Source organism: Leifsonia sp. C5G2 (genome assembly GCF_013359685.1).
Taxonomy (GTDB): Bacteria; Actinomycetota; Actinomycetes; order Actinomycetales; family Microbacteriaceae; genus Leifsonia.
The window spans coordinates 21545-44068 of the sequence record NZ_JABFMV010000020.1 but is presented as its reverse complement, the minus strand read 5'-3'; the positions used below and the strand labels follow the sequence as shown (position 1 = coordinate 44068).

Sequence of the window (22524 nt, the reverse complement as noted above, 5' to 3'; positions counted from 1 at the left end):
CGCGGACCAGACCGTGACCGAGGACGACAGTCGCGAAGCGCGGCCGCAGGCCCCCGAGCCCGCGGCCGCGGAACCGGCCCCCGCCGAGCCGAAGGCCGCCGAGCCGTCGCCGTCGTCTCCGGCCGGTCCGGGCTCATGGGTCACCGCCACCGCCAGCGCCGCTGCCGCGCCGGGTGCGGATCTTCCGACACGTCGAGCCATGCGCCAGTCGTTCCTTGTCAGGGAGCAGATCGAGGAGCCGGCCACCACCGGGTGGCGAGGCCTGGCAACGCGGGCCGGTATCCGCATGAGCCCCAGCGAGGAGGAGCGCGCAGAGCGCGCCGACGTGCTCGCCGTCTCCCAGCACTGGCCCGGCCCGCGCACGATCGCGATCGTGAACGGCAAGGGCGGCGCTGGCAAGACTCCCAGCACTGTGCTCCTCTCAGGCGTGTTCGCCCGCTACGGCGGCGCGGGCGTGCTCGCCTGGGACAACAACCAGACCCGAGGCACGCTCGGCTGGCGGACCGAGCAGGGGCCGCACGAGTCGACCCTGCTCGAGTTGTTGCCCCAGGTCGATCGACTCCTGAGCACCAGCGCCCAGTCCGCGGACCTGGCCCACTACGTGCACCACCAGACCCGCGACCGCTTCGACGTGCTCCGCTCCAAGCCGATGGCGCTCGCCCAGGAGCAGCGCATCGAGCCCGAGGACGTCGACGCCATCCATGCCGTCGCCAGCAAGTACTACCGGCTGATCTTCATCGACTCCGGCAACGACGAATCCGATCCGATGTGGCGGCGGATGATCGACCACGCCGACCAGCTCGTGGTGGCCACCACCACCCGAGACGACCACGCCGAGGCCGGCGCGCTTCTCCTGGAAGCGCTGGCCGATCGCGACGAGCGATCGGCCAGCCTGGCCGACAACGCCGTGGTGATCGTCACCCAGGCCGACCCCAAGGCCACCCCGGCCGACATGCAGCGCGTCGCGGCCGGCTACCGCGAAATCACTCGCGAAGCCGTCACGATCCCCTTCGACCAGGCAATGGTCGACGGCGTGCTGCACTACGGCGCTCTCCGACCCACCACGCAACGGAAGTGGCTGGCGGCCGCGGCCGCCGTCGCCCGCGGGCTATGAGCGCCACACAGGCCCTCCGCCCATCAGAAGCCGTCGCGGACTGGCCCAAAGTCGTCGCCAGCATCTACGGTGCCAGCGACCAGCTCGGAGACGGGCGGCCGACCTACATCGGCAGCATCACGATCAACGGCACTGAGCGGCCCTGCGAGGCCGCGAGCGTCGAGGAGCTGCGCACCGGCATGATCGCCCGATGCGTGGCGATCGCCATCCGCCTGCACCGGCCGGTGCGCCTCACTGTCAAGGACAGCAGCCAGACGTGGACGCTCGGCGTGCGGCCTGAAGGCATCGTGCAGCTCCTCGATGCCTCCGGCACCATCCCGCCCGCGGACGGGCTCACCGTCCACGAAGGACGATGCCGCATCTGCCGGCGACTCCAACCGGTCACCGAAGCGGTGTGCGTCCAGTGCAAGACGCCGGAGCCTCACCGCGTCGAAGCCGACCCGATCGACGTCAAGGCCGTCGTACCCGACGCCGCGACCACCGTCGAGGAGCTGCCCGTCGTGCGCGCCGTCATGGTCCCCGTCGAGGAGCTGGACCACACAGTGATGGCCAAGCCCACTCCCCCGCCCGCGACACGGCCGCGGGTCGCTCGGCCACCGAGTAGCCCGTGGACACCAGCGAAAGCGTCGTGCTCGGCCGCCATCCCGTCGCCGTGGGCGATCGCAAGCCGATCACGGTCGAGAGCCCCGAGCGAATGCTCTCACGCACACACGCCCTCGTCGACGTCGACGACGAGGGCCGAATCGTCGTCACCGACTACCACAGCGGCAACGGCATCGAGACGCAGACCGACCCGCCCCGCCGATTCGAGGCCGGCGTGCCCTACACGATCGAGCCCGGCACCAGCCTGCGCATGGGCGACGTCGTATGCACGATCGAAAGGGTAGAACGGTGATTACGACACGCCGCCCACCTACGCCCGAGAATGCATACGTTAATCCAGGCTGGCGGCATGAGCGCAATCAGGACACGCGCGCGTCGCGCGGAAGGATCGCCCACCGTGCTCCTGCAGGGCCGCGTCGCACCGCACGCGCGAGCCGCTGTGCAGGAAGCCGCCGCCCGCAGCGGCGTCTCGATCGCCTACTACTTGGAGGCGCTCATTACCCAGATCGAAGACACGGAAGGCGCGCTCCCCACGATCGCGTCTCCGCGCCCCCAGCGTGAGGAGCTGCCTATACCGGCCGCTTAACGAGCGAGCCCCCGCCTCTACGAGACGGGGGCCGAAGCTAAGTGCCTGATCTGGAACTGTTTGGCGACGGGAACAGATCGGGCTCATTCCAAGAATCCGGCTGACGAGGCCGGGGCCTTGTCGTACCTGCAACACTTGAAAGTTGGTGCAATCATAACGCTGTCGGCGGATTATGCATACAGCGACGCTCAGGGCGCGTCGTGGCTGCTCACGCGCACCATTAGCCCCCGCCCGAGCGTGCGCGTCGCTGTGGCAGACGCCTACGGCGACGTTCAGAACCGCTACCCGGCCCACCGCCGCGTCGACGGCAAAGAGCCCGCACGCCCGTGGGCCATGTACCTGGCCGACGCCAGCGGACGCTTCCGCTTCCTCGGCTTCGACCTGGACGCCAAGACGCCGGATGCCGCGGCCGCGGCAGCTCGTGACGCCGAAGTGATCGCCGGCCTCCTCACGGACGCCGGCATTCAACACGTCGTCTGCGAGTCCGGCCCCTCACACGGCCGCCACGTCTGGGCCGCTCTCTCCGAGAGAGTCGACGCCGACACGATCGCCACCCTCGCGCACTTCCTGCGGAACGAGTGCCCCACACTCGACATCGTTCCCCTGACCAACCCACAGACCGGCTGCCTGCGGCCACCAGGTGCCCCGCACCGCCACGGCGGCCGCTCGACGGTGTTGCGCGGCGACCTCGGCACGCTCACCGCTCCCACCACCACGGCGGCGCAGGTGCGTGGCCTCGTCGAGGCCCTGGCCAAGCTCAGCAACGGCGCTGAGCCTGCCGGACGCATCGACCCCAAGCGCCCGATCCCCGTCGACGAACACGGCCGGCTCTACCTGCCCGGCCCGCGCCGCGAGCTCACAGCAGGCAGCGCCGCTGCACTTCGCGAGGACGCCGCCTCCGGCGACGCCTCCGCTGTCCTCTGGCGCATCCTCGTCGGCGCCGCGGCCGCCAGGTGGCGTCACGCCGACGTCGCTGCGCTCGTCGACGAAGCCCCCGGCCTAGAGCACGTCCGCACCGAGCGCGACCGCCTACAGCGACGCCCACGTGGCCGCGGAGGCGCTGCACACGTGCTGCGGCGGCAGTGGGACAAAGCCGTCCGATTCGTCGCCACCACCGACCGCCAGGTCGGAGACGACCCCACCTTCGACGCCCGCGCCGACGCGATCGCCGCCCACGTCCGCCACATCCAGGCACGAGCGGATGCGGCCGCCGGCCGCTGGGCCCACCGTGGCGGCCCAGCCGACCGCCGCGTGCTCGACGTCCTGTGCATGCTCGCCCTGAAAGCCCTCAGCGCCTCTCTGGAGGCCGATACCCGCCGGCTCGCCCTGTTGGCCGGGATCGGCCGGGAGACGGCCAGAACGGCCCTCCTACGGCTTGCCGCAGATGGATGGATCGAGCAGGCCCGCGCGGCCGATGGCCCCCACGCCGCGCACTGGACCATCGACCCCCAGTCGGTTATCCCCAGCCCTGCATCTACAAGTCGGTCACAAGCGGACCCGCGCCCCGCAGGGGCAGGGTCCGCTGAGCGATTCATCCTCCTCACTGCCCTTACGGAGAGAACCGCGGATGCCGCACACGACCTCTTCACGCTGGGACCGGGCATCGGCTTCCACGCTGGAAACATCTACGCCCGCACCACGAGTGAGCCTCAGCCTGTCGACGCCATCGCCCACTCCGCTGGATGCACCGTCGACCAGGTGCGCCCGACCCTCGACCGGCTCACCCGTGCCGGCGTCCTCGTGCACAACCGTGACGGGTGGCGACGCCGATCGGTGGATTACCGTCGAGCCGCCGCTATTCAGGTCGACGTCGACGGTCGACTGCAGGAGCGCGCCGCCCGCTACGCGGTCGAGCGCGAGCTATGGGCGTGGTGGCAAGCCGAGGAGACATGGATGCGCGCCCCGCGACGCACCAGCCCCAACCGCCGACCCGGCCGCGGGCAGCTCGCCCTCTACCCCGACGACGGCACCCACGCGTACGGCCCCCATCCGCGCCGGCCTGACGGCCGCCTCGACTGGCGCGCAGCTCGACGCGAGGTCGAGCACGAACGCAACGGCGTCGCCCGGCGTCCCTGGAACTCGATCGACCGCGCTAGCAGCGCCGACGCGCGCGACTCGCTCGACCTCCAAACGGCCTGACGCCCCGGATAACCTCGACATATGGACGAGTCGGAACCGTACGACGAGATCCTCGACATCTTTATGCGCGCCAATGGGTGGCAATCCCGGAGGAAGGCGATCGAGGACGGCGACACCGACGCCGACTTCTTCTTCGATGAGTGGACCCGAGGCGACCACCGGACGCGTTTCAGCATCCAAGCCATCGGCGGCGGACAGTTCGAGCTGCGGACCCCGCACTGGCGCAATGGCACTGGCAGCATCGCGCACGACAAGTGGGAGCGCATGACACTCCCCGATCGCGCTTCGGTGATGCGGTACGTGACGACCGGCCGCCCTTAACCGACCGGTCGAGCAGAACATCAGTGGACGGCCGCACGCGGCCGGCTGCTTCTCGCGCCTGCGGCGCTCGTTTTCTTGCCGTGAAGCCTGCGGCATTCTACGGGCCTCGTCGTCCGCGCAAGCGGCTTCGCCGCCGGCTCCTCCGAGACTTTTCGGCCGCGTCGCTGCGCTCCTTATTTCGGCCGAAAACTCTCTCCCCCACCGCCCTCCGGGTTGCACTCCCTCCTCTGCCCTGAATGGCACTACGTGCCTTCACGGCAAGAAAACGTGAGGGGGGTCTGAGTGGCCCTAATAGTACTAATACCGTCACCGGAGGTAGCGAGATGGCCCGCAAGATCACCAGCACCAAGAGCCCCGAGGAGCGTCGCGCCGAGGCCGAGGAGCTGCAAGCGACGATCGCGGAACAGGTCGAGGCGCTGCGCGAGTCCGAGGCATGGGCGCGGTTCCTCAACTTCGCCCAGTCGTTCCACCGCTACAGCCTGGGAAACCTCCTCCTGATCTTCGCCCAGCGTCCCGAGGCGACCCACGTCGCCGGATACCGGACCTGGCAGAAGCTCAACCGCCAGGTGCGCAAGGGCGAGCGCGGCATCCGCATCTTCGGCGGCCGCGAGATTCGCGAGACTGTCGAGAACGAGCGAACCGGCGAGGAAGAAGAACAGCGCCGCGTCCGGTTCTTCCCCGTCTCCGTGTTCGACATGGGACAGACCGACCTCATCGACGAAGAAGCTGGCGACCCCGCCGACATTGCGCGCCCCCTCACCGGAGACGACGCACGCGGCATCTTCGCCGCCACCGCCGACTACCTCACCGGCACCGGCTGGACAGTCGAGCGCGAGCCCATCGCGGGAACCGCCAACGGCTACACCGACCCCGAGGCCCGACGCATCGTCATCGACGCGAACCTCGCCGCCGCCCAGGCAGCCAAGACCGCCCTGCACGAGGCAGCACACGCGATCCTGCACGCGGAGGAAGATCACGCCGAGTACATCGAGCACCGCGGCGTGAAGGAAACCGAGGCCGAGAGCGTCGCCTACGTCGTCGCCGGCATTCTCGGACTGGACACCAGCGCCTACAGCGTCGGATACGTCGCCGGGTGGAGCAACTGCGACGCCGACACCATCAAGGCCACCGCGGCGAACGTGCTTCGAGCCGCCCACACCCTCGCGGACGCGCTCACCGAGCCCGCACCCGAGCCCGCCACCGTCTGACCCTAATAGTACTGTTGGAGGTAATCGAAATGACCGGTGAGCCGACCCTGTTCGACCTGGCCGAATTCGAGCGCGAGGCGGTCGCCGCCACCCCCTGGGATGGCGCGCCCCTCACGTACACGACCGACTACTACGAACCCGCCGCCCTCGTCGCCGCGTTCGAGCGCTATTGCGCCGAACACGGGCACTTCGGCTGCATCCCCCGTAGCCACATGTGGCACTCCGCGCACTACGGCGGCGGCCCGACCCTTACCGAGGGTCACGAGCTGCACATGTTCACCGCGGACGCCTGGTGCCGGGAGGCCGACCACGACCACAGCGCCGCTCCACTGCCCGGCGGCGGCCGGTATCAGGCGAACTGCCCCCGCTGCGCCTGGCACGTGATCACCGACAACGAGAACGCCGCCGTTGAGGCGTGGCACGATCACGCGCTCCCCGGCTGGCGCGAGCTGCCGATCCTGCCGCGCAAGCTGGCCCGCTTCGAGAACAAGCAGCGGATCGCGGCCGTCGCCGCGTGGGTCGCTGCCACGTATCCGGCCGCTTGGCAGCGGCCCGGCGCGCCGATCCTCACCGAGCGCGGCGAGCACGGACGCCGCCACGTCCCGGGCCGTTCCCCGCTCGGCGGCTACGACCTCGCCGCCGACTAACCCCAACACCACTATTGGAGGACTCAATGACCACCGAGGCGCACACCACCCCCGCATGCATGTTCTGTCACCAGAGCAGCGTCGTCGAGCTCACCGCAGAAGAAGCCGCCGCACTGCGCGCGGGCGCGCTGATTCAGGACGCTGCACCCACAAGACCAGCCGCGGAACGCGAGCTGATCCGGTCCGGCATCCACCCGCAATGCTGGGCCGACAACTTCGGCCCCGGTATCGACTGAACCCGTCCAGAGCGGTCGGCGTCGGACGGAGCCGGCGCCGACAACGGACGGCCGGACGGAGCCGGCCGACTGTACGGCCTTCGGCCCCTGTCTTTTTGCCGGGAAGCCTGCGGCATTCTACGGTCGGCGGCCTCCGCGCAAGCTCCCTCCGGGAGCCAGCTCCGCCGAGACTTTCCGCACGCGGTCGCAAGCTCCCTTATTTCGCGCGGAAATTCTCTCCCCCGCTGCCCTTTCGGGTTGCACTCCAACCGCTCTCCCTGAACGGCACTACGTGCCTTCCCGGCAAAAAAACATGAGGGAGAGGGAGAGAAGCGATGAGCACACTCATTACCAACACCAGCGACGTCACTCGATTCGCGGCGGTGTTCTCGGCCGGAGACCTGGCGGGCGACGTGGGACCACAACTGAGCTGCGGAGAGGTTGAGGCCCTGGCGGGGATGCTTCGAGCGATCGGAGAGCCCGCCAGCGCGGACATGTGGATCGAGGCGCACGCCGAAGGTGACGACGAGGGCGATGACCACTACCGCGCTCCGGTGGCGGAGTACGTGGTGCCGGTCGACCCGATGGAAGCCTTGCAGTGTGATAGCTGCCAGTGACTTGACCTCCAACGCTGGTAATAGTACTATTAGATGTAGACGGTAGGGCCGCGTAGCGGTCCGGTCACCATCCGCCGGTACGAACCAGCAGAACCCCAAATAGCCCTAACGACCCTAACAGTACTATTACCGTTAGATCACTCCATAGGAGAAGCCATGTCCAAGATCATCGTTACTCGACTCGCAGACCTGCGGATCGGGGACCGCATTCTCAGCCACGGCGGCCGGGTGTACTCCACGCCGCTGCGCGTTACGGACGAGCTGGGGCCGATCGAGTTCGGTTCACCCGTGCGCGGTGTGCGGGTTGAGAGCCCGAACCCCGCCAGCGGCATCGAGTGGGTGCTGTACCCGTCCCAGATGGACGGTCGAGAGATGGAGGTCGAGCGCTACTAGATCATTGCAACTCTATAAACCCCAACAGTACTGTTAGAGTCACCATCATTCTGGGAGGAATCGAAATGAGCTACATCACTCGCACTGGAAACCTGGCCGAGACGCCGACGCTCCGGGAGGGGGAGCACGGCCCGTACACCTACGCCCGCGTCATCGTGAGCGATCGCATCCGACAGTCGGATGGTTCGTACAGCGATGGACCCGCGACCGCCTACGACGTCGCCGTGAGCGGCAACCAGGCGCAGAACCTCGTGGACGCGGCCGAGACGGGCGGAAACATCCGCGTGACCTTCTCCGGCAGCTACCGCATCACCGAGTACAAGGGCGAGCAGGGCAGTCGGCTTCAGCACGAGGTCCGAGCCGACGAAATCGGAGTGAGCCTGCGGGGACAGAGCGTCACCGTGCAGCGCGCGACCGCCGCCGTCGACACCAACGACGAAACCCCGTTCTGAGCCGAGCATGGCCGGGGAGCTGCCCGACAGCTCCCCGGCCATGTCACGCCACGCGCGGACAACGCACCCGCATTGCGTGACGGTAACAGTACTATTAGACCCATTGGAGGTAACCAACGTGACCGCTCGAATCTTCGCCCTCTGCAACCAGAAGGGCGGCGTCGGCAAGTCCACGACCACGTTTCACCTGGCGCGCGCCGCGGTGCGCGCAGGCCGGCGCGTGCTCGCCGTCGACAACGACCCGCAAGGCAACCTGACGACGATCGCCGCGGCCGAGGACGTAGGGGAGGACCAGGCCGGCCTTGCCGACGCGCTCAGCTCGCGCGCACCTGAGACCATCCGCGACGTCATCGTTCCCGGCGTCTGGCCGGGCCTCGACGTCGTGCCAACCAGCGGCGTCACGCTCGGCTACGTGCGCGACGAACTCGTGATCGCAGGAGCAGGCCGAGAGGGCCGCCTGCGCGAGGCCCTGGCCAGCGTCATCGACGACTACGACCTGATCCTCATTGACTGTGCGCCCAGCCTTGACCAGCTCACCATCAACAGCCTGACGGCCGCCGACGCCGTCGTGATCGTCACCGAATCCAAGCTGTTCAGCGCCAACGGACTAGGCCAGCTCCTCGACACGATCGAGAACGTCAGAGCCTACTACAACCCCCGACTGAGCGTCGCGGGCGTCATCGTCAACAGACACGAGGAAAAGACCGTCAGCGGCCGTACATGGCTGGACGAGCTGGAACAGGCCATCACAACCCGAGGGCTGCGCATGCTCTCACCCGTTGTCCCCAAGCGCGTCGTCATTTCCGACGCGGCCGAGGCCGCCCGCGGCCTCGACGAGTGGGGAGGCTCCGAAGCGACAGAACTCGGAGCCATCTACGCCGACCACCTGACTGCGATCGAAGGAGCCGCATCATGAACCGACCAGCACCACGGAAATCCAGCCTCGCCGGATCGAGCCCCATCACGCCGCCCGCGGCCGCGCCGGCCGCCGTCGACGCCACCGGATGGACGCGGGAACAGCACGAGGACGCCGACCAGGTAGAGCAGACCCGCCGGGACCAAGAGGCCGAGCGCGCTGCCGCGAAGCCCGCGCCGCGCGAGCCCAAGTCACGGGCGAAGGTGTCGTTCTACCAAGACCCCGCCGACACCGACCGGGTGCGTGGTGCGATCCTCTACACGATGACCACCGAGGGCAGCCGCAACCTCTCGCAGTTCATCCACAAGGCCGTCATGGCCGAGGTCGAGCGCCTGGAAGCCAAGTACAACAACGGGCAGCCGTTCCCGCCCGTTGGAGCCCGCGAGCTGCCCCAAGGGGCCGCCGCGGCCAACCTGTAGGCCGCCGTCCTCGAGTATCGATCCGAAAGGACTACACGATGAGCACCACACTGCAGGCGGTCGAGGCCGCCGAGCCCAACCCGGTAGCCGACGCGATCGCCGCGCTCACCGCGGCCGCGCGTCAGACGCGTGTGCGCGGCGCCGGCACCGAGCAGGCCACCGTCGAGCCCGTCGACTTCGGAGAAATCGCCACCTACGTCCTCACAGCCGTTGCCGCCAACCTTGGCGGCGTTGAGGAGCTGCTGGCCGGCCGGCCCGGATCATGGGAAGCCGACTACGTGCGCCAGATCGTCCACAGCACCGCGGGCGGTGACGATGCGGAGCTGCTGCGCTACCGCACCGAGCCCGTGCGGCTGCCCTTCGACGCGGAGGATGCGTTCTACGACTTCGGTCTAGGCGACCTCTACGACGACGAGCGCGACGCGGCCGCAGAAGCCACATTCACCGAGGGAATGACCGAGGAGCAGGCCACGGCGGCGCAACAACTCGTAGACGACGTGGAAGCGCTGTTCGCGCGCGACCTGGCCGCGTACGCCGAGGCGTATCTCACGGCAGCTCGTCGCTATCTGACTGAGCGTGGGATCACATGCGACGTCGAGCTGGTCACCACTCCGGTGGGTGAGATCCCAACGTGGGATGCCTTCACCGACCAGGTGCACGAGTACGCGCGCATCCACGCGCCGTTGCCAATGACGGGGGATGCACCCGACTACAGCGAGGGCACGCCGGCCGACGCGCTGCGCCGTACCGGCCTGACCTATACCGAGCGCGCCCGCCAGTCGCGCTGATGGCCGAGCGCATCGACCCGACCAACGGAAAGCCGCTGACGCCGGCAGCGGCCGCGCTGCACGTACTCGAACGTCGTCCGCATCGGACCGCGCTGGCCTACCTGTTCGATCACCCGGACGCTACCCGCCGCGATATCACGGACGGCACCGGTCTTTCGAACCCCGCTGTTTCCACGGCGCTGGCCGACCTCGTGACGCTGCGATACGTAGCTGTCGACGAGGGCACCGGGGAACACGGGCACCCCGATCACTTCACCGCCCATCGGCCCGACTTTGTGTCGGACCTGACTGCACTCCGAGACTTCTACGAGAGAGGCGAGGACGAGAGGAAACGAGCATGACGAACTCACGACTGGCGGACGCCGCCCTTTCCAAGTACCGCAACGAGTTAGCCGAGATTGAGGCCAAGCGGGCGCAGGAAGCGGCGGAGCAAGAAGAACTCCGCTCCGAGTGGTTGGCGCAGGAGACGAGCAAGCTCGCTCCCACTTACACCCGTCTTTTCCTGGCCAAGATGGGGCTGCCGGCCGGCTCCGAGCTGGGCGATGACTTGCTCTGGTATCTGCCCCCAACGGCCACCACGGCAACCACATTCCAGCGACGCCAGGACGGCACTGTGGCCGTCGACGGGGCGGCGTTCGCTCTTGTCCGGCGTGATGCCCTCCTTGCGGATATCGACGCCATCACGATCCGCGCCGTCGTCGACGACCGCTCCGAGGACGAGAACCCGCTTCAAGTGACCCTCGTCGACGAGGAGAACCACGGCAACCCCGAGACCATCGTCAGCATGTTCCAGCTGGGCCGGCTCATCGCAGAGGCCCGCGAACGGCTCGAAGCGCAAGCAACAGCGCGCCGCGCTGAGAGCTAGCGGCGGGGAGGAATGGGCGGCCGGTCCCAACCTTCCTCGATCGCACCACGCCACACCCAGGCGGTGCGCACGATGCCGTTGACCGACGTCCAACGGACCTGCACCGCTCGGTCCGTCCAGGCGATCGCCTCGCACTCGGGCCGGATCACCGTCTCCGGGAAACGCACCCACGCCCGCACCGGCCGCGGCTCCGCCGGCCGATAGACGGGATGGTGCTCGACGTCGAGCTCCGCATCTGTCAAGCTCACCGGCTGCGCGCGGATCAGAATCTCCTCGATGCCTCGACCGAGCCCCATCTCCGGGTACCGGTGGTTCGTTCCCATGAGTCCATTAGACCAGAGATTCGAAAGTATGTTCGAATAGATTCGTGAGAACGATTCGGGTAGGGGAGAGCGACTGGCTCGTGCTCGACGACGCGATACAACCGCGCTTCCTCATCCACCACGGGCCGGCCGTGAACAAGCTCACGGGTGAAACGCTGATGATGTACCGCGTCGACCATTGGGTGCTGAAACGCGCAGAGCGGTGGCCGCTGGGCTACTACGACACCCTCGCGGCGGCGCAGGCAGCCGCTGAAGGAGAGCTGGGCGTGCCGAAGTTCCTTGCGCCGGTCACAGGGCCGGACGGGCAGATCGTGACGCCGGAGGAGCAGCGCCAGCGATGGGCGGCCGGCCTCGATCCCCGGAGTGGGAAGCCGCGCCTACTGCCGTGAAGCTCTCAGCCGGCCTGGCTGCCGCCTGGATGGAAGGTCGAGCCGCCGTCGTTGAGTAGCCGGCTCACGTCCGCGTTGAGCGTCATCACCCGTTCCGGGTCGTCCACGATCGCATCCACCATCAGTTCGAGGTAGGCGTACGCCTCCGGCGGCGCTGTAGAGGTGCCGCTGCGGGCGAAGCTGCGCACGAGCTGGCGTATCTCGTTGAGCTGCCACTGCTGCCGGGCGATCAGCAGCGCGTCCCGCAGGGCGGGGTTCGCTTCTGGTTGTTCGCTCATGCATCGACCCTCTCACACGCCCTCCGGCCGTGGGGAGGCGGCCTGGGACCTGTGGTCAGCGAGGGGGACCGTCGTTGCTGCCACCGAACCAGATGGGCACACGCCGCCAGATACCCATGATGAAGAAGCCGATCCCCGCGAGGACGGCCACGGCGAGACCGGCCCAGTGCACCCACGGGGCGATCAAGTCTCCGGTGAGGCCGAAGACGATGCCGGCGATGAGGGCGAGCCCGAGGATGCCGCCGAACCGGCCGAGAGCTTGGCCGCCCATGAAGGCGGCAATCAGGAGGATGACAAGCGCCCAGAGCACAGCGAGGCCGAGCCCTAGCGGAGGCAGGTCGTTGTTGTTGATGATGACGCCGACGAGCGCGATGACGCCGCCGATCGCGAAGCCGATGAGCATCGCGTAGATCAGCCCGCGCGTCCATCGTTGGATGGTGCGCTCGCTCAGCCGGTACCCCTGCGGCCGGCGCTTACCGGGCTTGTTCGAGGCCGGCCCCCGAGCTGCCGGGTTCCCGCGTTGGTGAGCTTTTCTCTGAGCCATCGCCGTCACTCTAGCTGTCGGGAATTGCTGAGAAACACGTCCGCACTAATGTCCCGGAAACGATCGTTTCCGGTCGACCTCCTTGGCTGGATGCGTCCCGGGGCGCGCTACCCCGCTTGTGCCCGTACTGGCCGACACGCCAACAGCAGACATTCGTGTTATCGACGCTGTTGCTAGTATCCACATACTGGCTCTGCACCCGCACGGGAGCAGACCGACGCCGAAACGGGGTCGGACAGGGCCCGACATGGGCACACGCCAACCGGGGCGGTAACCCGGGGCCCGACATGGGCAAATACGCACCTGGCGAAAAGCAAGGAGCGGAGACGTTTGGGCGAAACGCCTGAGCGGAGCGAGCGCAACGCCCGCAAGGCGCCATCCACGGCGAAACGCCCGGATGGTGTGTACGAACGTCAAGACCGGCGGGGCCGGCTTGATTTCGCTAGGAGCGCCGAGAGCGCTGCAAGCGAGTAGGCGAGTACAGCCGAGGACTGAGCTACACGTCCCCAGGAGACCGATCGTGGCTCCAGCCTCCGGCCGCACTCACACGCCTTTTACCCCGATCAACGCACCGAACGTCAACCATCAGCGCCTCATCCTGGGCGTCGCGCTAGTTGGGAGACGCGATGCACGACATCGCCACGTACACGGGCTGGGTGACACCCGCTTTGGCTCTGCTCGCCATCCTTCCGGTCGTCTGGGTCGCCGCATTCAATACAGGCCCGCGAGGCAAGACGGCACGAAAAGTGCTCTCGATAATCCTCCGGCATCGCCCTCCCCAGTGACATCGGTCTGATGCTGGCGCCCCAGATTCTCACTCCGCCTCAGGACACTCTACGCTCGGGGGCATGGGGGATGTGACAGTGACCATCAGATCGAACGGCAAGCGGACCGAGATTCGAAACATGCCGTACGAGGGGAACGGTCGCGGCTACGCGATCCTCGACGACATGATCGATGCGTCTCGTCGAGGCCAGGTGAAGTATGAGGGTCGTGGGCTTTGGACCGTCGCGCGAACCCACACGAACGCCGTCATCCTCGGACTCGCCGCACATTACAGGCGGCGAGTAAAGGTCATCCAGTACGGCGGGGTCGAGAAATGTGTCGAGGCTTGCTGGAAGGGCAGGCCGGACACCGCGTGGACATGCCAATGCGTGTGCGCCGGACGAAACCACGGGTCCGGGGTGCCCTACAAGCTCACGGTCGACAGCAATGGTCCGGGCGGTTCGCTCTCGGTGCAAGCCGGCGAGCCTCACGAGTTCTACGTCTACCCGTAGAGGTCAGCTCTCCTGGTCGGTCTCGTAGCCGATTCGTCGGACGGCGTTGGTCCAGAGCCCGACATGCTCGTGCCGACGCCAAGCCGTCCGCGGTCACTTAGGCACGCCCGCTTGAGCGAGAGCTATGCGGGGACCTCGTCGAGTGACTGAGCCAGTTCCTCGCGCAAGCGACCAAGATTCTCGAGCACCGATGGTGCCTCGGACCGCCGAATGCGAATGTCATCGCGCGATAGGTGTGAGTACCAGGCCTCGACTGAGTACTTCAGCATCAGCTCGTAGAACGAGACTGCGTTTTTTGCTTCTTCTCTTATCGGCTCGTCCTCGGGCCTGCACGTCACGTCATCAAGTGCGTGTTCCAGATCGGCCAGCTTTACTCGCAGCCGGAGGGCGGCCCTAGCATCGGGGCGTGTGGCCTCGGGGGTGTGGTTGATCGAGTCGAGCAGCGCTTCACACTCCGTCGCCACCGTGAGCGCTTGGTCCAACGACCCAAGGAGAAAATGCGACCCCACCGAATCTCCGAAGGTGGCAGCGGAGATACCGCCAGCCTTCTTGTCGCGATCGATGCGCGGAACCTTGTTCCCCCTGAACATTCCTTGGCCTCCTTGCGCAAGCTGAATGCGTGTGCTCGGATACTAGCGCCTGTTTTCAAATTTGCCGAGGCCCATTTTGCGCGTCCCAAACGCAGTTCTGCTTGCTTGTACCGTCGTGATCCTCATCGCGACAGTATCGGGCTGCTCTCAGAGATTCGATGGCTCGGCGAGGCAACAGTACGCACAGGGGTGGTGCTTGCAAATGCAGTCATTGCAGCGGCTCGATACCGCCTTCCGGTCGAATAACGTCGCGGCGATCAACACCGCTGCTCGACAAGCGGCGGGCGCCGCCCAGGAAGTCCTGCGAGCCCTGCAGCGTCCAGAGTGGCCAACCCCTTCTCGGCATGAGATCCAGGTCCTACAAGCCGGTGAACAGGCAGTAGCCTCGAACGTCCGTGCTATAGCGTCAACAAACTCCTTACCCGAGATCCGACGTATCCCGGCCCCGCCCCATGACCGAATAGTTGGACTTTACGAAGCGGACCAAGCGCTTCGCACCCAAGTGAAGCTTTACGCGGCGTGCTCGGGCCAGATGTGAGCGCGAGAGCAGCGGACCAGAAAACCGGTTCTTGACGTCGAGAATTTGCCGGGTATACCTTCCCGTCTACTGGCGCAGTAAGGAAGCTGCGCATGACGGAAGGATGATCAAAATGACGGTTATCTTGAACGAAGAGCGGACCATATTGGAGCCGTTCGCCTTCGCGGTCTCAAAGCCGCTCAAGGCTATGGAGCCCTGGAAAGCCGCTGGTCCAGCGATGGCCACCGAGGCCTACTGCACCCACGACGCCATCGGCACCTGTGGGTACTGCGACGCCTACTACGCGGGTAGCTCGATGACCTGCGTGCAGAGCGGGTGTAGCTCACTGGGTGGCGGCCTCTACCGGTGCGACTACTACTAACTCTCGACAGAACCAGTCGGGGATAGTGCGGGCGGAGCCTGAAGACTCCGCCCGCACTAGCCTCTACTGTTTCGCTCAGATTTCTGGCTATCAAGGGGGATAGATCATCTATGTCGAGTCCAGTCGTAGTCGTCGTCAGCTCGACCGGCGACCCGCACACCCACGACGTCGTGCACGAACTGCGTGACATGCACGTGGAGGTTCGGGAGGTGAACGCTGACGCCTTGCCTTTGGACGGCTCGATCACCGTCTCACTCGGCGGCGGGCGATCGTCCTGGGACGCTTCGTTGCATTCCGATCAGACGCTTCTCCGCAGCTTGTCGAACATAACGTCTGTCTGGTGGAGGCGGCCGCGGAACTACTACGGCATTCCGGATGGATGGCCCGAGCAACAGCGGGAGTTCGTCAAGGCGGAACTCGATCAGGCCTTCGCCGGTACGTGGGCCCTCCTCGACTCGTACTGGATGAACCGCCCAGAGGACAACAGGCGGGCAAGCCTGAAGATTGAGCAACTGGACCGTGCGGCGCGATTTGGGCTGGAGACTCCTGCGACCACGATCACGTCGGATCCAGACGTTGTCCGAGCCTTCTACGCAGCGTGTCCCGGACGGATGGTCTACAAGGTCCTCTCGGAGCCGGGCCTTGGATTGACAGCCACCAGCGAGAAGCATCCGGAAGCCGCCGTCGACCAAAGACACACACTGACCACCCTCATCGGAGAAGCGGAGCTCGAAGCGATCGACGGGGTCCGTCTTTCACCCGGCTTGTTCCAGGAGTACATCGAAAAAGACGTGGAGTTGCGGGTGACGGTCATCGGAGACGACATCTTCGTGGGTGAAATTCACTCGCAGGACCGCGAGTCAACGAGCGTGGATTGGCGAGACTGGGCCAACGGCGGCCTAGAGATTAGATATTCCCGCGGCACGTTGCCGGACGACGTTCAAGAACGCTGCATCAATTTCGTGAGAAGTTACGGCCTCAACTTCAGCACGATGGACATCGTCAAGACCCCGGACGGTCGCTACGTGTTCTTGGAGAACAACCCGAATGGCAACTTCATCTGGGTTGAGAAGCTCGTCCCGGAGCTTCGAATGACAAGCGCCCTAGCATCCTGCCTTGCCCGCGGGGCGAACGGTTAGTCGCGCCATGGGCACCCACGCTAGCAAGGCACTCGAGGCCACGCATGAGCCCGATCCGGCACCTCACGAGCGAGCAGTGCTTTCTCGCACACACCAGCTCCTTCGATCACTCGGTGGCAAGTGGAAAGCCCCTGTGATGTACATCGATGGCTTCCTCGACGAAGACCTCGAGCGCCATGTCTACGAAGCGCTCCGCCGTCACGGCGGGGGCAAGGAGATCTACGTCGTCCTTTCGAGCAAGGGTGGCTCGGTGGCTGTCGCGCGCAAGATCGTCCATCTTCTACGCGAGTACTTCGACAGCTACGACGTAGTCATACCATTCCGGGCCGCGTCAGCCGCGAGCCTGATCTGTTTAGGCGCGCGCTGCATCGGTATGGGGTCGATGTCCGAAATCGGTCCGATAGACGCACACCTATCGGGCAGCAACGGGAGCGACAGTGGACTACTCAGCGCCGCCGATATCGAAGCGATTCAGCCGGCCTTGCAGAGTTGGTTTGGACTCCGCGGGTATCGATTCAACGCTCGCGCAGTCGAACGCCTCTCGAAGCAGGTGTTCCTGCCATCCATCGGTGCAGCCCATCGGGCGAGCAACTTCGTCCGATCGACTGCCCTCGATTTCCTCGCTTATCAGGTCCCTGGACCAATGAGGAAGCGCCGACGAATCGTGGAATTCCTTTGCTCCCGCGATGCGCACGAGTACCCAATCACTTGGGACGAGGCAGCAGCCATCGGGCTCAACGTTGCTCGCCTCACAAGCGAAGAGGAGAGCGAGGTCTGGGCGGCCTGGCAGTCAGCACGAGCAGCGTTCGCGGAGGCACCCGGCATGCTCGCTTTCACCAGCCAGCCCACCGGAGTCATTCTTGCGCCGCACTTCACTGCGGTGAGGCGGCAACATCTTGTGCCCGGCCCGGACGGTACGCCGGAGGGCTTCATCAAGTGGGACATCGTTCCCGACTGCGATCTGTGATTCTAACGACCGGTGGGAGCGAACAATTGACTGATTTCTTGTACGACTACGTAGCCCTAACCACAATGATGCTTTTCGCGGTGTCAGCTTTAAGCAAGGCCACAGCATTCCGGAGTTTCAAGGCAGCTATACGCTCTTTCTCCCTCGTGAGACCTGCCGCGGTCACCCCGCTAGCCGTCGCGGTGCTATCTAGCGAAGTGCTGGTCGTCTTGCTGCTTATGGCTGGCGGCGCGGCCGCTGTCGGCGGGTTCATATTGGCCATTTGCTCTCTGTTGGTATACACAGCGGCGATTAGCACGGTCTTGATCCGGCGACAGGCTGTGATCTGCAACTGTTTCGGTCCCAGCGATCGGGCCGTCTCTCCATGGGACGTCTCTCGAAACGTCTTGCTCATCGGCCTATGCGTGACGGGCCTCCCTCTCGGGGACGCACTCCAATGGCAGCTCTCGATGACTTTGGAATACCTACTACTAGGAGGAGGGCTCGCAGCCGTCTCCACGGTCCTAATCATCAACCTCCGCGACGTCGGCCGTGTCATAGTGCGCGGCATCTGACTGGCCACTTAGATCGGAAAAAGGGCACGAAATGAGCGATGTCTACTTGATCACCCTTCTCGCTGTACTCGTCCTCCTGGGCTTGAACCTCTTCATGTTGCTACGCGTATCGGTCTACTTACATCGTCAAATCGACTTGCGGCGGCGCCGCTCAGCGGACACACAGCTGCCCGTCGGACGCCCCGCTCCACCGTTCCGCGCCCGGACCATAGGCGGAACCGAGATAGCGCTCGAAGATCTTCAGCGCGCCACCGCACTAGTTTTCGTCTCGCCCTCTTGTGGTGCGTGTCGAAGCGAACTACCAGAACTAGGCAGGCTGAGTTCGCTCGCTTCCTCCGGCAGCCACACAGACATTGTTCTGGTGAGCAATGAAGATACTCGGACAACGCGCGAATGGCTGTCGACGATCGCCAGGGAGGACAAAGTGAGCGTGGACCTTCCGGTCTTGATCCCGATTCCAGACTCTACGTTCCTGCTGGATTACAACCCGGGCAGCTCCAACCCATACTTTGTTCTCCTCGACGAAACTCGGAACGTCGCCGCCCGCTCCCTTCTCGTCGAACCAGACTGGCTCAGTTTGACTCGTCGATGGAAGGCCTCCCAGCCCCTCCTCCCTTGGGCACAACCCGCCGGTTGACGCGGCACCAGGTCATGCGAAACTCTTCGTTCCCGGGTACCGACGGACTCTTGAGGCGCAAGGCCGCGTCGCTTCTTGGTGATGTGCTCACAGCAAGCAGACACGCCGCCGAGCTAATTCCCAAAGTCCGAGCTTTGTCGTGTAACGAAACGGCCGTTCTAGCCGCAGCGCCGAGCGCAGGAATGTCGATCTTCGATCGCGGCCCTATTCGAGCAGTTTTCGCTTGCCCTGCTCGTACTCTGCATCGGTGAGAATCCCTTCGGCGTGGAGAGATGCCAGCTTGCGGAGGTGGCGCGCGAATCGCGGTGGCATCGGGCTCGCGCCGTGACGTGTTGACCTGTGCTTGCGCCCCCGGAGCACCCGGGTAGCGAGAGACCCACCCGCCAGGCAGAGCCCCACGGCAGCTAATAGGATCCCCCCACACATCCAAAGTCTCGCGTCTGCGACGGCTGAGGCCGCGGCAGGGTCGAATTGAGAAGCGCGGACCTCGGCAATGCCGGCATGGTCGGCCTGTATGAGAAAGGTGACCGTTCCGAAAATTGCACTGGCGGCGCCGATAATCAGCAGCAGATTCCCGCGCGAACCGTGTTCAGTACGAGGCTCGCTGAGCTCAGATGTGAGAACTTTCGCGCTCATGCATCGAGGGTAGCCCCGTGAGCAGCCACGGGGGATGCCTCACAGAGGCTTATCGGATGGCGTCGGCAGGGTCGATGTGTGCGGCGCGTGCGGCGGGGAGCAAGGCCGCGAGGGCACCACAGAGGGCTCCGGCTATTGGTGCGATGGCGATCGTTTCCCATGGCGCGATTGCCGTCCATCCGCGTAGAGCGGCGACTGCGACGGAAATCGCTAGTCCACCTGCGATTCCCGCTAGCGCTCCCGCAAGGCCGATGACTACGCCTTCCCAGAGGAAGATTGTCGCTACGCCGCCCTTTCCCAGTCCAACCGCCCGAGCGAGCGCAAGCTCTTGGGTGCGCGCTTGAACGGAGATGAACATCGCTGAGGCGCCGCTGAGTATGGCAAGGGCGAGAAGGGCGATCGCCAATGAGGCAAGTAATCCGTTCAGGTCGGTTTGCACTCCCACTCGCAAGTTCCGCAGCTCGGCAGCGGTCTCGACTGAGATATCTGCAGGCGATGCCGGAGAGAGCGCGAGGGGTATCGCGCTTGCCAAGGGGCCGGCAAAGCCGGGATCGGTTCGGACCACGACTTGTCGAGAACCGGTCGAAAACTGCGTTAGAGGCACGACAACACTCGTCAGTAGGTTGGGCTCCCGTGGTGCGGACGTGATGGTGCCTACCACTGCGTACGGCTCGCCGTTGACCCACACCTCCGCTCCAACACCATCGCTGTCCGACAGGCCGAGCTGTGAACGCGCTTCCGCGCCAACGAGCGCGATGTGTTTGGTGGTGGAGGAGAACAGTCTGCTTGCGCTCTGGGGAGACGTTCTAATATCCAGCACGCCAAAGAGCCCTCTATCGACAGCCACGGTGCTCCCCTGGAACGGTGAGTTGCCGCTGGCCGATGTGAACGCGAACCGACTTGTCCGCGCGGTATTGGCATCCAGGGGCGCTACTTGCCCGACCTCTCGAACATGTGGGAGCGAATCTAGTCGGTCCAGCCAGAGAGCCGCCTGATCGTCCGCTGTACCGCCAGGTACGTTCACTCGGACTTCGTCTCGAGCTGCGGCGGTGAGCCGCCCTGCGATCTGCTGTGATGCGGTCGCGCCGATGCCTGCCGCCCCTATGAGTCCCGCGAACGCCAAAGCGAAGGCGGCGATGAGCGCGACCGAGCGCAACGGTCGAGACGTCACGTTATTGATCGCTCGAGTGAGTCGATCCGATGCTCGTCGCAACCGTGTGCCACGACGCAACTTCTTTGAAAGAATTGGCCGTAGAGGGAGCGGCCCCTGAGCATCAGTCGTCGAACCGACAGAAGCGCCAGCCCCTGTGGTCTCAAGGATGCCGTCGGCCATCCGAACCGTCCGGTGGGCATAAGCTGCAATCCGCGCGTCATGGGTGACCAGGATGACCGTTGCCCCCTGTCGATTGAGCTCGAGGAGGGCCTGCATCACTTGGTCGCCCGTTTCAGTGTCGAGGTTTCCTGTGGGCTCGTCGGCCACGATGATTGAGGGATTCGTGGTGAGGGCTCGCGCGATTGCGAGTCTTTGACGTTCTCCACCGGATAGTGAGCGGGCGAGCGCAGCGGCCTTTCTCTCCAGCCCCACAACTTCCAGTGCCTGCGAGACCTTTTCTGATTGCTCGCGGAGCGGTGCTCCTTGGATAGCTAGGGCCAGGGTTGCGTTTCGTTCGGTGCTTTCGTAGGGGTTTGCATAGGAAGACTGGAAGATGAATCCGTATGTTGCGCTGCGCAGGCGGTCGATCTGCGTTGCGCTCAGACTGCGAACGTCAATATCACCGAGCTTGTAGCTTCCCTCCCACTGTGAATCGAGCAAGCCGATGATGTTGAGAAAGGTCGATTTTCCTGACCCGGAGCGCCCTACGATGGCGAGGAATTCGCCAGGTTCGACGATCAGCGACGCCTCTCGGATAGCGAACCACTGCTGTGACTCTCCATAGCGGCGCTGGATACGGTTGAGTGTGAGCCGTGGTGGTGAAACGGTCATTGGGACACCAGCACCTGGTCCCCTACCGCGAGACCCTCCGCCTTTATCGCCGTCCAGCCGTCTGCATTTCTTTGCACGACGACTGGTGTGCGCGCAGGGGTGGTGGATTGGCTGCGCTTGATCACGTAGTCGCCTCCCGAGTCCGACCGGATTGCGATCGTGGGTACTGCCATATCGGGTTTTGACTCGGTACCGAAGAGGACTGCGACGGCATCACCGGCCTTCAGGTTTCCGCCAGCATCGAGGTTGATTTGGATGTCGCGGCCGGGTGGTCGTCCTCCGCTGGTGGGGCTCGACTGGAATTCGCTGATTTTGGCCACCGTGCCGGTGCCCTTCTTCCCGCCAGAGCCGGTGATGCTGACTTTGTCGTTCTGCTTGATCTGTTCGGCCTCGCTCACGCTGGCTCGGACACTGACGTATGGGGATCCTGTTCCCAGTACAGCGAAGGGGTGATCGCTGTCTACAGAGGAGCCGGCCGGAGCGATTGAGATCAAGGAGAGCGCACCGAGGGAAGTGGGAACGGTGTAAAACTCTGCGGTGGTGATGGTCGTGGAGTATCGACCGCCGGGTGGCTCAATACTTGCGGCCGAGTAAGCGAAGCGCACGGCGCTTAGGGTGGCACTGTCGACCTTTCCTGTTTGCGGGACGCCAAGCGCTTTCTGCAGGCTGGCGACGTCACTGCCTGTATCTCCAGCTACTAGGTTTCGGAACAGCGGGATATCCACGCTGAAGAGGAACACTGGCCTGTTCGACACGGTGCCCAGAAGCTGGCCGTTCGTGAGCTGGCCCGGATTGGCTGAAACGGACGTGACGACAATGCGCTCTGCCCCCGCTGGCGGATTAACGCTCACTGGCTGTTGCTGCGTCCCGGATACCTCACCCTGGATGCGAATGTCTGCCGTGACGGTTCTGGATTCAACCGACGCATACACGGGCACAGTTGTACCGCGAGCGTCGAGGACAGCCGAGTCCGGCGACCGCACCCACATGCCCAGCAGGAAGGCTGCGCCCGCGATTAGAACCG

General features: G+C 65.2%; 31 protein-coding genes. 23 read left to right on the top strand and 8 right to left on the bottom strand.

Going from position 1 to position 22524, the window contains the following annotated elements:
* Positions 1 to 1114: MinD/ParA family ATP-binding protein (locus HNO83_RS18925; RefSeq protein WP_175339084.1), on the top strand; the 1114-nt coding region annotated here is incomplete at its 5' end.
* Positions 1115 to 1137: 23 nt separating this feature from the next.
* On the opposite strand, the gene HNO83_RS18920 is transcribed toward HNO83_RS18925, so the two are convergent.
* Complete coding sequence (locus tag HNO83_RS18920) at positions 1138 to 1653, bottom strand: hypothetical protein (RefSeq protein WP_175339083.1); 516 nt, start codon at positions 1651 to 1653, stop codon at positions 1138 to 1140.
* Positions 1654 to 1721: 68 nt separating this feature from the next.
* Here HNO83_RS18920 and HNO83_RS18915 point away from each other — a divergent pair, with 68 nt between their 5' ends.
* The 15 genes from HNO83_RS18915 to HNO83_RS18845 all read left to right on the top strand — a co-directional run bounded on the left by HNO83_RS18915 (position 1722) and on the right by HNO83_RS18845 (position 11283).
* Entirely contained in the window at positions 1722 to 2009 is a 288-nt protein-coding gene (locus tag HNO83_RS18915) for an FHA domain-containing protein (protein ID WP_175339082.1), read from the top strand.
* A gap of 57 nt (positions 2010 to 2066) precedes the next feature.
* The gene (locus HNO83_RS18910; RefSeq protein ID WP_175339081.1) at positions 2067 to 2303 is read left to right on the top strand and encodes a hypothetical protein; all 237 of its coding nucleotides are present in this window, start codon (positions 2067 to 2069) and stop codon (positions 2301 to 2303) included.
* A 249-nt stretch (positions 2304 to 2552) separates the two neighbouring features.
* Positions 2553 to 4442, top strand: coding sequence for a hypothetical protein (locus HNO83_RS18905; protein ID WP_175339080.1), 1890 nt, complete (start codon positions 2553 to 2555; stop codon positions 4440 to 4442).
* Positions 4443 to 4463: 21 nt separating this feature from the next.
* The gene (locus tag HNO83_RS18900) at positions 4464 to 4763 is read left to right on the top strand and encodes a hypothetical protein (protein WP_175339079.1); all 300 of its coding nucleotides are present in this window, start codon (positions 4464 to 4466) and stop codon (positions 4761 to 4763) included.
* A gap of 236 nt (positions 4764 to 4999) precedes the next feature.
* On the top strand, positions 5000 to 5971 hold the full coding sequence (locus tag HNO83_RS18895) for an ArdC-like ssDNA-binding domain-containing protein (protein ID WP_349627313.1): 972 nt from the start codon (positions 5000 to 5002) through the stop codon (positions 5969 to 5971).
* A 29-nt stretch (positions 5972 to 6000) separates the two neighbouring features.
* Positions 6001 to 6618 (top strand): DUF6349 family protein, encoded by a 618-nt coding sequence (locus tag HNO83_RS18890; RefSeq protein ID WP_175339078.1) that lies wholly within the window; start codon positions 6001 to 6003, stop codon positions 6616 to 6618.
* 26 nt (positions 6619 to 6644) lie between these two features.
* The gene (locus HNO83_RS18885) at positions 6645 to 6854 is read left to right on the top strand and encodes a hypothetical protein (RefSeq protein ID WP_175339077.1); all 210 of its coding nucleotides are present in this window, start codon (positions 6645 to 6647) and stop codon (positions 6852 to 6854) included.
* Between the two features lie 314 nt (positions 6855 to 7168).
* Positions 7169 to 7450, top strand: a complete 282-nt coding sequence (locus HNO83_RS18880; protein ID WP_175339036.1) for a hypothetical protein — start codon at positions 7169 to 7171, stop codon at positions 7448 to 7450.
* Positions 7451 to 7606: 156 nt separating this feature from the next.
* Positions 7607 to 7843 carry a hypothetical protein gene (locus tag HNO83_RS18875; protein WP_175339076.1) on the top strand — a complete coding sequence of 79 codons (237 nt, stop codon included), beginning with the start codon at positions 7607 to 7609 and terminating at the stop codon, positions 7841 to 7843.
* Positions 7844 to 7908: 65 nt separating this feature from the next.
* Entirely contained in the window at positions 7909 to 8295 is a 387-nt protein-coding gene (locus tag HNO83_RS18870; RefSeq protein WP_175339075.1) for a single-stranded DNA-binding protein, read from the top strand.
* A 118-nt stretch (positions 8296 to 8413) separates the two neighbouring features.
* Positions 8414 to 9211, top strand: a complete 798-nt coding sequence (locus HNO83_RS18865; RefSeq protein ID WP_349627311.1) for a ParA family protein — start codon at positions 8414 to 8416, stop codon at positions 9209 to 9211.
* Complete coding sequence (locus HNO83_RS18860; protein ID WP_175339074.1) at positions 9208 to 9630, top strand: ParB family protein; 423 nt, start codon at positions 9208 to 9210, stop codon at positions 9628 to 9630. Before HNO83_RS18865 ends, HNO83_RS18860 begins: the two co-directional genes overlap by 4 nt.
* Before the next feature lie 38 nt (positions 9631 to 9668).
* Entirely contained in the window at positions 9669 to 10418 is a 750-nt protein-coding gene (locus tag HNO83_RS18855; RefSeq protein WP_175339073.1) for a hypothetical protein, read from the top strand.
* Positions 10418 to 10759 carry a MarR family transcriptional regulator gene (locus HNO83_RS18850; protein ID WP_175339072.1) on the top strand — a complete coding sequence of 114 codons (342 nt, stop codon included), beginning with the start codon at positions 10418 to 10420 and terminating at the stop codon, positions 10757 to 10759. Before HNO83_RS18855 ends, HNO83_RS18850 begins: the two co-directional genes overlap by 1 nt.
* On the top strand, positions 10756 to 11283 hold the full coding sequence (locus tag HNO83_RS18845; RefSeq protein ID WP_175339071.1) for a hypothetical protein: 528 nt from the start codon (positions 10756 to 10758) through the stop codon (positions 11281 to 11283). The genes HNO83_RS18850 and HNO83_RS18845 overlap by 4 nt, the downstream gene beginning before the upstream one ends.
* Here HNO83_RS18845 and HNO83_RS18840 read toward each other — a convergent pair.
* Positions 11280 to 11606, bottom strand: coding sequence for a hypothetical protein (locus HNO83_RS18840; RefSeq protein ID WP_175339070.1), 327 nt, complete (start codon positions 11604 to 11606; stop codon positions 11280 to 11282). The two genes, HNO83_RS18845 and HNO83_RS18840, sit on opposite strands and share 4 nt — an antisense overlap.
* Before the next feature lie 44 nt (positions 11607 to 11650).
* Here HNO83_RS18840 and HNO83_RS18835 point away from each other — a divergent pair, with 44 nt between their 5' ends.
* Complete coding sequence (locus tag HNO83_RS18835; RefSeq protein WP_175339069.1) at positions 11651 to 11995, top strand: hypothetical protein; 345 nt, start codon at positions 11651 to 11653, stop codon at positions 11993 to 11995.
* Between the two features lie 5 nt (positions 11996 to 12000).
* On the opposite strand, the gene HNO83_RS18830 is transcribed toward HNO83_RS18835, so the two are convergent.
* The gene (locus HNO83_RS18830; protein ID WP_175339068.1) at positions 12001 to 12273 is read right to left on the bottom strand and encodes a hypothetical protein; all 273 of its coding nucleotides are present in this window, start codon (positions 12271 to 12273) and stop codon (positions 12001 to 12003) included.
* A gap of 55 nt (positions 12274 to 12328) precedes the next feature.
* A complete protein-coding gene (locus HNO83_RS18825) occupies positions 12329 to 12817 on the bottom strand; it encodes a hypothetical protein (RefSeq protein WP_175339067.1) in 489 nt (162 codons plus the stop codon).
* Positions 12818 to 13680: 863 nt separating this feature from the next.
* Between HNO83_RS18825 and HNO83_RS18820 the strand changes: the two genes are divergently transcribed.
* Positions 13681 to 14094 carry a hypothetical protein gene (locus HNO83_RS18820; RefSeq protein ID WP_175339066.1) on the top strand — a complete coding sequence of 138 codons (414 nt, stop codon included), beginning with the start codon at positions 13681 to 13683 and terminating at the stop codon, positions 14092 to 14094.
* Positions 14095 to 14216: 122 nt separating this feature from the next.
* Here HNO83_RS18820 and HNO83_RS18815 read toward each other — a convergent pair whose 3' ends face one another.
* Positions 14217 to 14684, bottom strand: a complete 468-nt coding sequence (locus HNO83_RS18815; protein ID WP_175339065.1) for a hypothetical protein — start codon at positions 14682 to 14684, stop codon at positions 14217 to 14219.
* A 650-nt stretch (positions 14685 to 15334) separates the two neighbouring features.
* On the opposite strand from HNO83_RS18815, the gene HNO83_RS18810 reads away from it, so the two are divergent.
* The 5 genes from HNO83_RS18810 (at position 15335) to HNO83_RS18790 (ending at position 18880) form a co-directional block, all read left to right on the top strand.
* Positions 15335 to 15583, top strand: coding sequence for a hypothetical protein (locus tag HNO83_RS18810; RefSeq protein WP_175339064.1), 249 nt, complete (start codon positions 15335 to 15337; stop codon positions 15581 to 15583).
* A 110-nt stretch (positions 15584 to 15693) separates the two neighbouring features.
* Positions 15694 to 16722, top strand: a complete 1029-nt coding sequence (locus HNO83_RS18805; RefSeq protein WP_175339063.1) for an MvdC/MvdD family ATP grasp protein — start codon at positions 15694 to 15696, stop codon at positions 16720 to 16722.
* Positions 16723 to 16855: 133 nt separating this feature from the next.
* On the top strand, positions 16856 to 17689 hold the full coding sequence (locus HNO83_RS18800; RefSeq protein WP_175339062.1) for an SDH family Clp fold serine proteinase: 834 nt from the start codon (positions 16856 to 16858) through the stop codon (positions 17687 to 17689).
* 38 nt (positions 17690 to 17727) lie between these two features.
* Positions 17728 to 18243 (top strand): MauE/DoxX family redox-associated membrane protein, encoded by a 516-nt coding sequence (locus HNO83_RS18795; RefSeq protein ID WP_175339061.1) that lies wholly within the window; start codon positions 17728 to 17730, stop codon positions 18241 to 18243.
* A 31-nt stretch (positions 18244 to 18274) separates the two neighbouring features.
* Positions 18275 to 18880, top strand: a complete 606-nt coding sequence (locus tag HNO83_RS18790) for a TlpA family protein disulfide reductase (protein WP_175339060.1) — start codon at positions 18275 to 18277, stop codon at positions 18878 to 18880.
* A gap of 204 nt (positions 18881 to 19084) precedes the next feature.
* Here HNO83_RS18790 and HNO83_RS20895 read toward each other — a convergent pair whose 3' ends face one another.
* From HNO83_RS20895 to HNO83_RS18775, 3 genes are all read right to left on the bottom strand, one after another.
* The gene (locus HNO83_RS20895) at positions 19085 to 19192 is read right to left on the bottom strand and encodes an SHOCT domain-containing protein (RefSeq protein ID WP_175339087.1); all 108 of its coding nucleotides are present in this window, start codon (positions 19190 to 19192) and stop codon (positions 19085 to 19087) included.
* 373 nt (positions 19193 to 19565) lie between these two features.
* Positions 19566 to 21500: an ATP-binding cassette domain-containing protein gene (locus HNO83_RS18780; protein WP_175339059.1), complete on the bottom strand. Its 1935-nt coding sequence runs from the start codon at positions 21498 to 21500 to the stop codon at positions 19566 to 19568.
* Complete coding sequence (locus HNO83_RS18775; protein ID WP_175339058.1) at positions 21497 to 22351, bottom strand: efflux RND transporter periplasmic adaptor subunit; 855 nt, start codon at positions 22349 to 22351, stop codon at positions 21497 to 21499. The genes HNO83_RS18780 and HNO83_RS18775 overlap by 4 nt, the downstream gene beginning before the upstream one ends.
* Between the last annotated feature and the right edge of the window lie 173 nt (positions 22352 to 22524).

Excerpts from the sequence above, each read along its gene's own strand:
- HNO83_RS18890 (WP_175339078.1), top strand. The coding sequence starts at position 6,001 with ATGACCGGTGAGCCGACCCTGTTCGACCTGGCCGAATTCGAGCGCGAG.
- HNO83_RS18850 (WP_175339072.1), top strand. The coding sequence starts at position 10,418 with ATGGCCGAGCGCATCGACCCGACCAACGGAAAGCCGCTGACGCCGGCA.
- HNO83_RS18810 (WP_175339064.1), top strand. The coding sequence starts at position 15,335 with ATGACGGTTATCTTGAACGAAGAGCGGACCATATTGGAGCCGTTCGCC.
- HNO83_RS18900 (WP_175339079.1), top strand. The coding sequence starts at position 4,464 with ATGGACGAGTCGGAACCGTACGACGAGATCCTCGACATCTTTATGCGC.
- HNO83_RS18815 (WP_175339065.1), bottom strand. The coding sequence starts at position 14,684 with ATGTTCAGGGGGAACAAGGTTCCGCGCATCGATCGCGACAAGAAGGCT.
- HNO83_RS18780 (WP_175339059.1), bottom strand. The coding sequence starts at position 21,500 with ATGACCGTTTCACCACCACGGCTCACACTCAACCGTATCCAGCGCCGC.
- HNO83_RS18825 (WP_175339067.1), bottom strand. The coding sequence starts at position 12,817 with ATGGCTCAGAGAAAAGCTCACCAACGCGGGAACCCGGCAGCTCGGGGG.
- HNO83_RS18805 (WP_175339063.1), top strand. The coding sequence starts at position 15,694 with ATGTCGAGTCCAGTCGTAGTCGTCGTCAGCTCGACCGGCGACCCGCAC.
- HNO83_RS20895 (WP_175339087.1), bottom strand. The coding sequence starts at position 19,192 with ATGCCACCGCGATTCGCGCGCCACCTCCGCAAGCTGGCATCTCTCCAC.
- HNO83_RS18830 (WP_175339068.1), bottom strand. The coding sequence starts at position 12,273 with ATGAGCGAACAACCAGAAGCGAACCCCGCCCTGCGGGACGCGCTGCTG.
- HNO83_RS18845 (WP_175339071.1), top strand. The coding sequence starts at position 10,756 with ATGACGAACTCACGACTGGCGGACGCCGCCCTTTCCAAGTACCGCAAC.
- HNO83_RS18860 (WP_175339074.1), top strand. The coding sequence starts at position 9,208 with ATGAACCGACCAGCACCACGGAAATCCAGCCTCGCCGGATCGAGCCCC.
- HNO83_RS18910 (WP_175339081.1), top strand. The coding sequence starts at position 2,067 with ATGAGCGCAATCAGGACACGCGCGCGTCGCGCGGAAGGATCGCCCACC.
- HNO83_RS18870 (WP_175339075.1), top strand. The coding sequence starts at position 7,909 with ATGAGCTACATCACTCGCACTGGAAACCTGGCCGAGACGCCGACGCTC.
- HNO83_RS18855 (WP_175339073.1), top strand. The coding sequence starts at position 9,669 with ATGAGCACCACACTGCAGGCGGTCGAGGCCGCCGAGCCCAACCCGGTA.
- HNO83_RS18840 (WP_175339070.1), bottom strand. The coding sequence starts at position 11,606 with ATGGGAACGAACCACCGGTACCCGGAGATGGGGCTCGGTCGAGGCATC.
- HNO83_RS18880 (WP_175339036.1), top strand. The coding sequence starts at position 7,169 with ATGAGCACACTCATTACCAACACCAGCGACGTCACTCGATTCGCGGCG.
- HNO83_RS18790 (WP_175339060.1), top strand. The coding sequence starts at position 18,275 with ATGAGCGATGTCTACTTGATCACCCTTCTCGCTGTACTCGTCCTCCTG.
- HNO83_RS18895 (WP_349627313.1), top strand. The coding sequence starts at position 5,000 with ATGGCACTACGTGCCTTCACGGCAAGAAAACGTGAGGGGGGTCTGAGT.
- HNO83_RS18875 (WP_175339076.1), top strand. The coding sequence starts at position 7,607 with ATGTCCAAGATCATCGTTACTCGACTCGCAGACCTGCGGATCGGGGAC.
- HNO83_RS18885 (WP_175339077.1), top strand. The coding sequence starts at position 6,645 with ATGACCACCGAGGCGCACACCACCCCCGCATGCATGTTCTGTCACCAG.